The 7,932-nt window shown below is 52.5% G+C and carries 8 protein-coding genes; 2 read left to right on the forward strand and 6 right to left on the reverse strand.

The window, feature by feature from the left end; all coding sequences use genetic code 11:
- Window positions 1–195: 195 nt before the first annotated feature.
- Window positions 196–1,650 carry an aminotransferase class V-fold PLP-dependent enzyme gene (locus F4Z13_00070; protein MXZ47640.1) on the reverse strand — a complete coding sequence of 485 codons (1,455 nt, stop codon included), beginning with the start codon at window positions 1,648–1,650 and terminating at the stop codon, window positions 196–198.
- A 351-nt stretch (window positions 1,651–2,001) separates the two neighbouring features.
- Between F4Z13_00070 and F4Z13_00075 the strand changes: the two genes are divergently transcribed.
- Entirely contained in the window at window positions 2,002–3,435 is a 1,434-nt protein-coding gene (locus F4Z13_00075) for an aldehyde dehydrogenase family protein (protein ID MXZ47641.1), read from the forward strand.
- Window positions 3,436–3,584: 149 nt separating this feature from the next.
- Here F4Z13_00075 and F4Z13_00080 read toward each other — a convergent pair whose 3' ends face one another.
- Together F4Z13_00080 and F4Z13_00085 are read right to left on the reverse strand one after the other, a co-directional pair.
- Window positions 3,585–3,791 (reverse strand): helix-turn-helix transcriptional regulator, encoded by a 207-nt coding sequence (locus F4Z13_00080; GenBank protein ID MXZ47642.1) that lies wholly within the window; start codon window positions 3,789–3,791, stop codon window positions 3,585–3,587.
- On the reverse strand, window positions 3,740–4,954 hold the full coding sequence (locus F4Z13_00085; protein ID MXZ47643.1) for a type II toxin-antitoxin system HipA family toxin: 1,215 nt from the start codon (window positions 4,952–4,954) through the stop codon (window positions 3,740–3,742). Before F4Z13_00085 ends, F4Z13_00080 begins: the two co-directional genes overlap by 52 nt.
- 119 nt (window positions 4,955–5,073) lie before the next feature.
- On the opposite strand from F4Z13_00085, the gene F4Z13_00090 reads away from it, so the two are divergent.
- The gene (locus tag F4Z13_00090; protein MXZ47644.1) at window positions 5,074–5,181 is read left to right on the forward strand and encodes a Fic family protein; all 108 of its coding nucleotides are present in this window, start codon (window positions 5,074–5,076) and stop codon (window positions 5,179–5,181) included.
- Between the two features lie 138 nt (window positions 5,182–5,319).
- Here F4Z13_00090 and F4Z13_00095 read toward each other — a convergent pair whose 3' ends face one another.
- From F4Z13_00095 to F4Z13_00105, 3 genes are all read right to left on the reverse strand, one after another.
- On the reverse strand, window positions 5,320–6,972 hold the full coding sequence (locus tag F4Z13_00095) for a hypothetical protein (protein ID MXZ47645.1): 1,653 nt from the start codon (window positions 6,970–6,972) through the stop codon (window positions 5,320–5,322).
- Window positions 6,973–7,008: 36 nt separating this feature from the next.
- Window positions 7,009–7,767 carry a slipin family protein gene (locus tag F4Z13_00100; GenBank protein ID MXZ47646.1) on the reverse strand — a complete coding sequence of 253 codons (759 nt, stop codon included), beginning with the start codon at window positions 7,765–7,767 and terminating at the stop codon, window positions 7,009–7,011.
- Window positions 7,768–7,773: 6 nt separating this feature from the next.
- A partial coding sequence (locus F4Z13_00105) for a hypothetical protein (GenBank protein MXZ47647.1) occupies window positions 7,774–7,932 on the reverse strand: 159 nt, incomplete at its 5' end.

Consider the following 7,932-nt stretch of genomic DNA (forward strand, 5'->3'; position numbering starts at 1 on the left):
TCTGAAAGCCCCTTTGCTCTTGCGGTCCTTGTGCAGTCCTCCGGAGCACTTCAAGAAGGCTCTCCTTCTGGTAGCGGGAAAACGACGCGAGGGAGGCGCAGGTAGGATTCTCTCGAAAAAGGGAAATCTTCATACCCTCTCGAGTGCACGCCGTATATGGAGAAGATATGAAGAGTCCAGCACGATTAACCGGAATCAATCAGTTCGAGTCAAACTCTCCGTCCCGAATTTCGAGATGACTTCCAATGTCTCGCGTACGTCGTTCCAGGTCGTCGAGTGGTTGATGACGCACATCCTGAGCGCAAACGTCCCGTGAAGAAGCGTCGATGATATGAACGCGCGGTCTTCCCAGAAAACACGGGCGAGCACGGTCCTGTTGATTTCTTCCAGCACGTCTTCGCCAAGGTCGGTGTTTGCGGGGTTGACGCGGAAGCATGCGATCCCCAATGTCGCAGGAGTTAACATCTCCAGGATGGGACTGTTCTCGACGTACTCCCCTATCCGGTGCGCCAGCGCCATCCCATTCGATACGGCTCGCCGGAACGCGGCCATTCCGAAAGCCTGAACCGACATCCAGATCTTAAGCGCCCGGACGGAGCGGCTGAGTTGCAGGCCCCTGTCCGAAAAATTCGGATGGTTAGCACCCCAAATCGTGTCCTGGAGAATATCGTGCTTGGTGGCAAACACCCGCTCGAGCGTACGTACATCCTTTACCATCAGGCCCCCTATCTCATAAGGCTGAAAGAACCACTTGTGTGCGTCCAGCACAACTGAATCGGCGCGTTCGATTCCACTCAAGATATTCTTGCCTTCCTCGGTCACGATAGCAAAGCCTCCATGCACAGCGTCGACGTGAAGCCATATACCCTGGGCCTCGCAATAGTCCGCCATCGCTTCCAGCGGGTCGACAGCTCCGCTGCTGGACGTTCCAGCATTCGCACACACCGCAATGGGACTGAGTCCGGCGGCTCGATCCTCGGCCATGGTCTCGACAAGCGCATCCATGTCCATACGGAAATGCTCATCGGCTGGAACCATACGAATGCATTCTGGACGAACACCTATAACCCTGGCCGCTTTGACGAGCGCACTGTGGCTCTGGTCGCTCATGTACAAGCTGGCACGCTCCGGGTGGTTTGCGGCCTCCCGCGCCGCGACAAGGGCATCAAGGTTCGCCGCCGAGCCTCCGCTCGTCAGCAGTCCGCCCGCACTCTCCGGATAGCCAATCCAGCGCCGAAACCAGTCGATCACGACAAGCTCCAGCTGACTCGGACCGCTCGAAGTCAGCCAGGAGCACTGGTTGACATTAAATCCGGCAATCATAAAATCGGCCAGCACTCCGGGCCAAGTGGGCTGCGAGGGGATAAATCCAAAACAACGCGGGTGGTCCAAGCGCAGTGCGATCGGAAGGATCTCGTTTGCGGCCTCCTCGATCACTTGCGAGGCTGAACGGCTCTCCTCGGGTGGAGGCTTGAGCAGCCGATCCTCAAGTTCTCGTCGGAACTCTCCATCCCATGCACCTTCTTCGGGCAAGTTCTCAATGCGTTGCACTACCAATTCTGCCGTTTGGCGTGCAAGTTCCAGCATCTGTTCCGGTGACATACTGAGATCGCTTTTGACCCCACCATCACCGTCTTTTGCTTTGCTCATCGCATGTCCTCACGGGCATAAAGGTGAAGTGCGCCGGATAAGAAAACAAACAATGCGGGTGCAAGTATAAAAAGTGCCTGTCCGCTTCTGCTTTCTACAGTGGAACACATTTCTGCTGAAATTTTTATTAATTTTCTCCCTTTTTTAACTCGGTTAAACAATAAGGAGCAATCCAAACCTGTTTAACGCAGAGGAAATATTGTCGGGAGTAACGGTAATCATACAATCTTTGGAAAAAGTCGAAACCCCTTTACATTCGGTCTGAACATTACCAACAAGCAGGAATGTGGTAGTATCAGATATTGTGATCGATATCTCGGCACTTATTGCAGCGATTAAAGGAGAAACTGAATGAACTCAACAACAAAACCATTCCACCTTATCATCAACGGCAAGAAGGTCCCTACCGGGCGATGCTTTGAAGTGCTGAATCCCGCTAACGAAGAAGTGGCCGGGCTTGCGTCGCTGGCAAGAAAGAAAGATCTGGATGATGCCGTGCGAGCCGCCCAGACGGCGTTTGAAAAATGGCGCGAAGTGCCCGAATCGCAAAGACAGGCAGCATGTCTGGAAATTGCCTCCAAAATCGAGGAAAACACAGAGGAACTCGCCCGCATTCTGACCGCTGAGCAGGGCAAGCCCCTAAATGGCCTAGGCTCACGCTGGGAAATCGGCGCCGCGGTAGCATGGACTCGCTACACGGCCAGCCTTTCCCTGCCGGTTAAGGTCATTCAGGACAACGATGAGGGAAGGGTCGAGCTTCACCGCAAGCCGATCGGTGTCGTGGGCTCGATTACTCCCTGGAACTTTCCGGTTCTGATCGCAATCTGGCATATCGTTCCTGCTGTTCTCTCGGGCAACACGGTAGTGTCCAAGCCCTCCCCCTTTACGCCCCTGTCAACGCTGCGCCTTGTTGAACTCATGAACGAGGTGCTGCCAGAAGGCGTGGTCAACTGCATTGCCGGTAAAGACAGGCTGGGCGCCGCAATGACGGCGCATGAAGGGATCGGCAAGATTGTTTTCACCGGTTCCTGCGCAACCGGCCAGAAGATCATGGCGAACTCTGCGGAAACCATGAAGCGGCTTACTCTTGAACTAGGGGGAAACGACGCTGGAATCGTTCTTCCGGACGTCGATCCCAAGCAGATCGCCGAAGGGCTTTTCTGGGGCGCGTTCATCAATAGCGGCCAGACCTGCGCGGCGTTAAAACGGCTCTACGTTCATGATGATGTGTACGATGAGGTCTGCGGTGAACTGGTTGAACTCGCCCGAAAGATGAAGGTTGGCGAGGGTACGAACGAGGATGTCGTTCTGGGTCCGGTCCAGAACCGAAAGCAGTACGATATTGTGGCCAGATTGGTGCGAAGCGCGGAGTCCAAGGGACGCGTTCTCCTGGGCGGAGACCCCGGAGAGATACGGGAAGAAATGGGCGGGAAGGGATATTTTTATCCCCTCACGATCATAGCCGACCTGGAAAACGGAGACCCCTTGGTTGATCAGGAACAGTTCGGTCCCGTTCTGCCGATCATCCGCTATCACCATATTGAGGAAGCGATCGAGAAGGCAAACGACAATCCGAACGGTCTCGGGGGTTCGGTCTGGAGCCAGGACATAGAAAAGGCAAGAGAGATCGCGAACCGGATGGAATGCGGTTCGGTCTGGATAAACAAGCACGGAATGATCCAGCCCAACGCCCCGTTCGGCGGGGTAAAACGCTCGGGCTTCGGTGTTGAATTCGCAGAGGAAGGTCTGGTGGAATACACGGATATTCAGGTTGTCTTTTCCTGAGCCGCCCCGGCGTCAGCTTCCCTCAATCCTAGTATTTGCGTAAACCCTCCGGAACAAACCACTCCAAGGCCGGAAACTCTTTAGTCAATTAACAAGACTCGGGATAGCACTCTGAGTTCTTTGCAGATTCAGATCCGCAAATGCCAGCATTATCTCTCTATCAACCCCAGAACATCAAAGATTTTAATAGCACTTGACAACTGAATGTCTTGCTTTTGCTGCTCAAAACGCGAGACCGTCGGTTGACTCACCTCCGCTATAGTGGCTAAGCGACGTTGAGAGATTTTTCGTTCCTTGCGCCGCTTTATGGCCTCTTTGACAAGTAAGTTCCAATTGAGTCGAATGTTCCGTTCCATCTTTTCTCCATTTGCTGATGCAGTTTGTCTTTGATGTCCTGGCCGACATTCTTCGAGCCATCAACAGCGCCGTGGGCTTTGTTGAGACGGCTGGCGAGGTCAGAAACCGCCAGCATAACTGCTTTGTCGGGCAGGCCGAACAGTTTGCCCAGCCGGACTATGTTCTTCGGACCGATGCTGCCGATTTTCATGTTCTCAACTCTTTCAATCCCTAGTGCCAATGTCTGGTATTCCGGGTAGCAGGCGGCTGCAACAAGATCATAGCAGGGCGCAAGGCGCAACAACCCACTTTCTGTGTGCTCCATGGCGAAGTTTTTAAGATGCGCGTCCGTATTTCCCGTGAGAATACAGGCCATTACCCGGCGAAACAGGGTATCGCACTCTGCCCGCAGGCATATGTCGCCGTTTTGGATGATAAAATCGGCCATGTGCTCGTAGCAGGCCTCATATTTATCCTCCGAGCGGTTGCCGAGCAACTGGTTAAATTCCTCGAAGTGAATTTGCTTGCCGTCTTCAGTCCTGTCAAACCGTTTGACGAGCAGAGATCTCTCAGCAACACCCTGAAGCGGTGCCAGGGTCATCTCCGCAACGGTATCTTCCTTGAGGAGCGCCGCGCACGCCTGCGTAGTTACATACTCAAGTCCGAGAATATCGGGCAGTGTGGGGGACGGGAGCTTAGCTATATATGTTGCCCGCTCTCCCCGTTTTACAGGGCGAAACACGCGGCCTTCCTTTATTGCGCCCAGTTTTGGCTGGACCCCGGAAAGAGACGCCCTTGCTGAAAGCACCGCAATGTTTTCCGGGTCGCCGTGATCGATTTTAATCTCCCCGGCAGGGTCTGGGTCAATGACGCTTACGGCACCAGCAAGGTCGGTGCCGAAGGCAAGTAGCAACGAAAAACGGTCGTCCCTTCGCAGGCCGAGGGCACGTGCCTGCGCATTCTTAAGCCAACCCTCCGCACATAGATTGTCAAAGAAAGGGTGCAATCCATATTCGCTTAAATGAGGCTCGGCCCGAAGCGGCAACGTGTAGGAAATAGCAGGCAAAGAGCTTTGCAGATAGCTTTCGTCGTAGGTAAATACGCATCTGCCTCCGGCTTCCTGCGACAGAATGCCAGCGAAAATATTCTTGTAATATATTCTACCCCAGAGATTAGTTGCCATTGATTCCGTCCGCTTGGTTGTTTTGTTAACAGCATTAAATATTATAAAAAATATTTTGTCAAATATAGATATTATAATATAACAATTTAATAAAATTGATCAAATAGTTCACAGAAAACATAAAATCTCCATTAGCTTCAATCGCACTCTTCCTAGCGCAATTGCATCACCACTTCATCTTTATTCATCCGTTTGACGACGGTAACGTAGAGTGCGCCTGCTGCTAAATTAGATCTTGATGCGTTTCGGATACCCGCCTTTCGTGATTGAAAACAGGGACAAGAAAACCTGTTTTGCCGACCTGCAGAAGACTGATTTGGGGGACATGGACGATCTTGCCGCTTATCTCGGCAAAACCTTTAGTTCTAATACTTGCGCAAGCTCTCTGGAACAAACCACTCCCTGGTATCAAACCCAAGTGGATATAGCCTTACGTTATGGAACCTTCTGTGCACGACCACGGTGGATTTTCTCGCGAACAGAAACGTGTACGGCTGTTCCTCGTGAAGAATCCTTGAGAACTCCTCATATTTTTTAATCCGCTTCGGTCTTGAGAACTCCTCTCTCGCCTCTTCAATCAGAACATCCGCGCGGGGGTTTTTGAATCCCACGAAATTCGAGCCCTCTTCTGCCTGGGAAGAATGCCAGAGCTGATAGGGGTCGCTTTCCACCCCGAGGCTCCACCCCAGGGTCACGGCATCGAATTTTCGCTCGGTTATGCTCTGGATGAAAACCGCCCACTCTATCTTTCTTATGCTCATCTCTATGCCGGAGCGGGAGAGCTCCTCCTTCAGTATGGTCGCTATCTTCTCACCGGTTTCAGAACCCGTGGGCAGCAGAAACTCGAAACGGAAAGAAACGCCGTCCTTGTCCCTTATTCCGTCACCGTCGCTGTCGCCCCACCCCGCCTCGTCAAGAAGCGCCTTGGCCCTCTTCGGATCATAGGCGTACGGTTTTACGTCCTTCGGGTATTCGGGGCTGTTCACATAAAAAGTCGTGGTCACTATCTCTCCCAGTCCCAGGAGAATTTCTCTCAGGATGGTTTCCCTGTCGACAAAATGGGTCATCGCCCTCCTTACCCTTTTATCGCTGAAAAAGGGCTTCCTCGAATTCCATCCTATGTAGTTGTACCCCGGGGTAGTGTAAGAAGCCCTGTAGAACTTTTTCCGAAACGGTTTCCCGCAGCTCTGCTTTGACCACTGAAGCGGAAGAAGACCCCCATAGTCAAGCTCCTGCTTTTTTAGGAGCTGAAGCTTCACCGTGGGGTCAAGCACGACCTTGTAGACCACTTCACTGAGCCAAGCGGGCTCGCCCCAGTAATCAGGGTTTCTCCTGACCCTGATCTCCCTTCCGGTCTCCCAGTGCTCAAACACGTAGGGTCCGGTTCCGACGGGTCTCCTGCCTGCGGGGTTCGTGTTGAAATCCCCTTTCGCGAACACGTGCTTCGGCACTATGGGAAGCCCGCCGCAGAACTCAAAAGCGCGGAAGTAGGGTTTTCCGTACTCGCATCTTACGGTATGGGAGTCAATCTTGGTGTAGGACTTTACGTCCTGGTAGTAGCTTTGGAGGTGGGCGGCGGCGACTTTGGGGTTTCTTATGGATTCATAGGAAAAAACCACGTCATCGGCGGTAAACGGAGTGCCGTCATGCCATTTCACGTCTTTTCTGAGATGAAAAGTATAGGAAAGCCCGTCCTCAGAAACTTTCCAGGAACTTGCAAGAAGAGGCTCGAACTCAAGGGTTTCGTTGTTTCTTCTTATAAGAGTCTCGTAGATTCCGCCGTTAACGATGCCTTCGTAAACATCAGTCGCTATAACGGGGTTGAGGGTCGCGGGCTCCTCGCCAAGTTCCCTTATGAGCGAACCCCCGGCGGAAAAAGCCTTCGGGTCAGCGTTGCCGACAAGTGAGGCGTTGTCGTTTTTATTCTGACAGTCCGCGCTCCGGGAGCATCCGGCAGAGAAAAACCCCGCGGACGCAACCAGCAACGCGAACACAAAGAGACGCAGAAATTTGCTCATGAAGTTTTTACAAAGAGTTTCGGTCCGGCAAAAAGCTTATGAATTCGTTTTTTCGTCTTTTGTCGCAAAGGCCTTCAAGATGTCAAGCGGAACAGGGAGAATGATCGTGGAAGCCTTCTCGGAAGATATGTCGTTTATTGTCTGAAGGAACCTGAGCTGAAGAGAAACGGGGTTTGCCGACAGTATCTCTGAGGCTTCCGCAATTTTGGCGGAGGCCTGAAACTCTCCTTCGGCGCTTATTACCTTCGCCCTTCTCTCCCTCTCGGCTTCCGCCTGCTTGGCCATCGCTCTTTGCATTTCCTGCGGGAGGTCAACGTACTTAACCTCGACCATGGTAACCTTGATCCCCCAAGCGTCGGTCTGCTTGTCAAGAATCTCCTGAAGCTTGACGTTAAGCTTATCCCTCTCCGAGAGAAGCTCATCCAGCTCCACCTGCCCGAGCGTGCTCCTCAAGGTTGTCTGGGCAAGCTGGGAAGTGGCGTAGAGATAGTTTTCAACCTGCAAGATGGCCCTGTTCGGCTCAACCACCCTGAAGTAGACAACCGCGTTTACCTTTACCGAAACGTTATCCCTGGTGATCACGTCCTGAGGAGGCACATCCATGGTCACGAGCCGCAGACTGACTCTCACCATTTTCTCAAGAAACGGGATGACAACTATGAACCCGGGACCCCTGACTCCGACTATTCTTCCGAGACGGAATATCACTCCCCTCTCGTATTCATAGAGGATCTTAAGTCCCGATATAATGATTAGAAAAACAATTACGACAATTACAATCGCGGTTATCGACATTGTGCGTCACTGTTTGCCGTCATAGTCTGAAACCCTGACGACGAGATCTCCTGTGCTCTCTATTACTTTTATTTTTTCCCCGGGTGAAAACTCGCGCTCGCCCGTCGCTTCCCAGTACTCTCCCCCGATGAAAACCTTTCCGCTTTTGTGGGACCAGGAAACAAC

This window comes from Candidatus Dadabacteria bacterium, from assembly GCA_009837205.1.
GTDB lineage: Bacteria > Desulfobacterota_D > UBA1144 > Nemesobacterales > Nemesobacteraceae > Nemesobacter.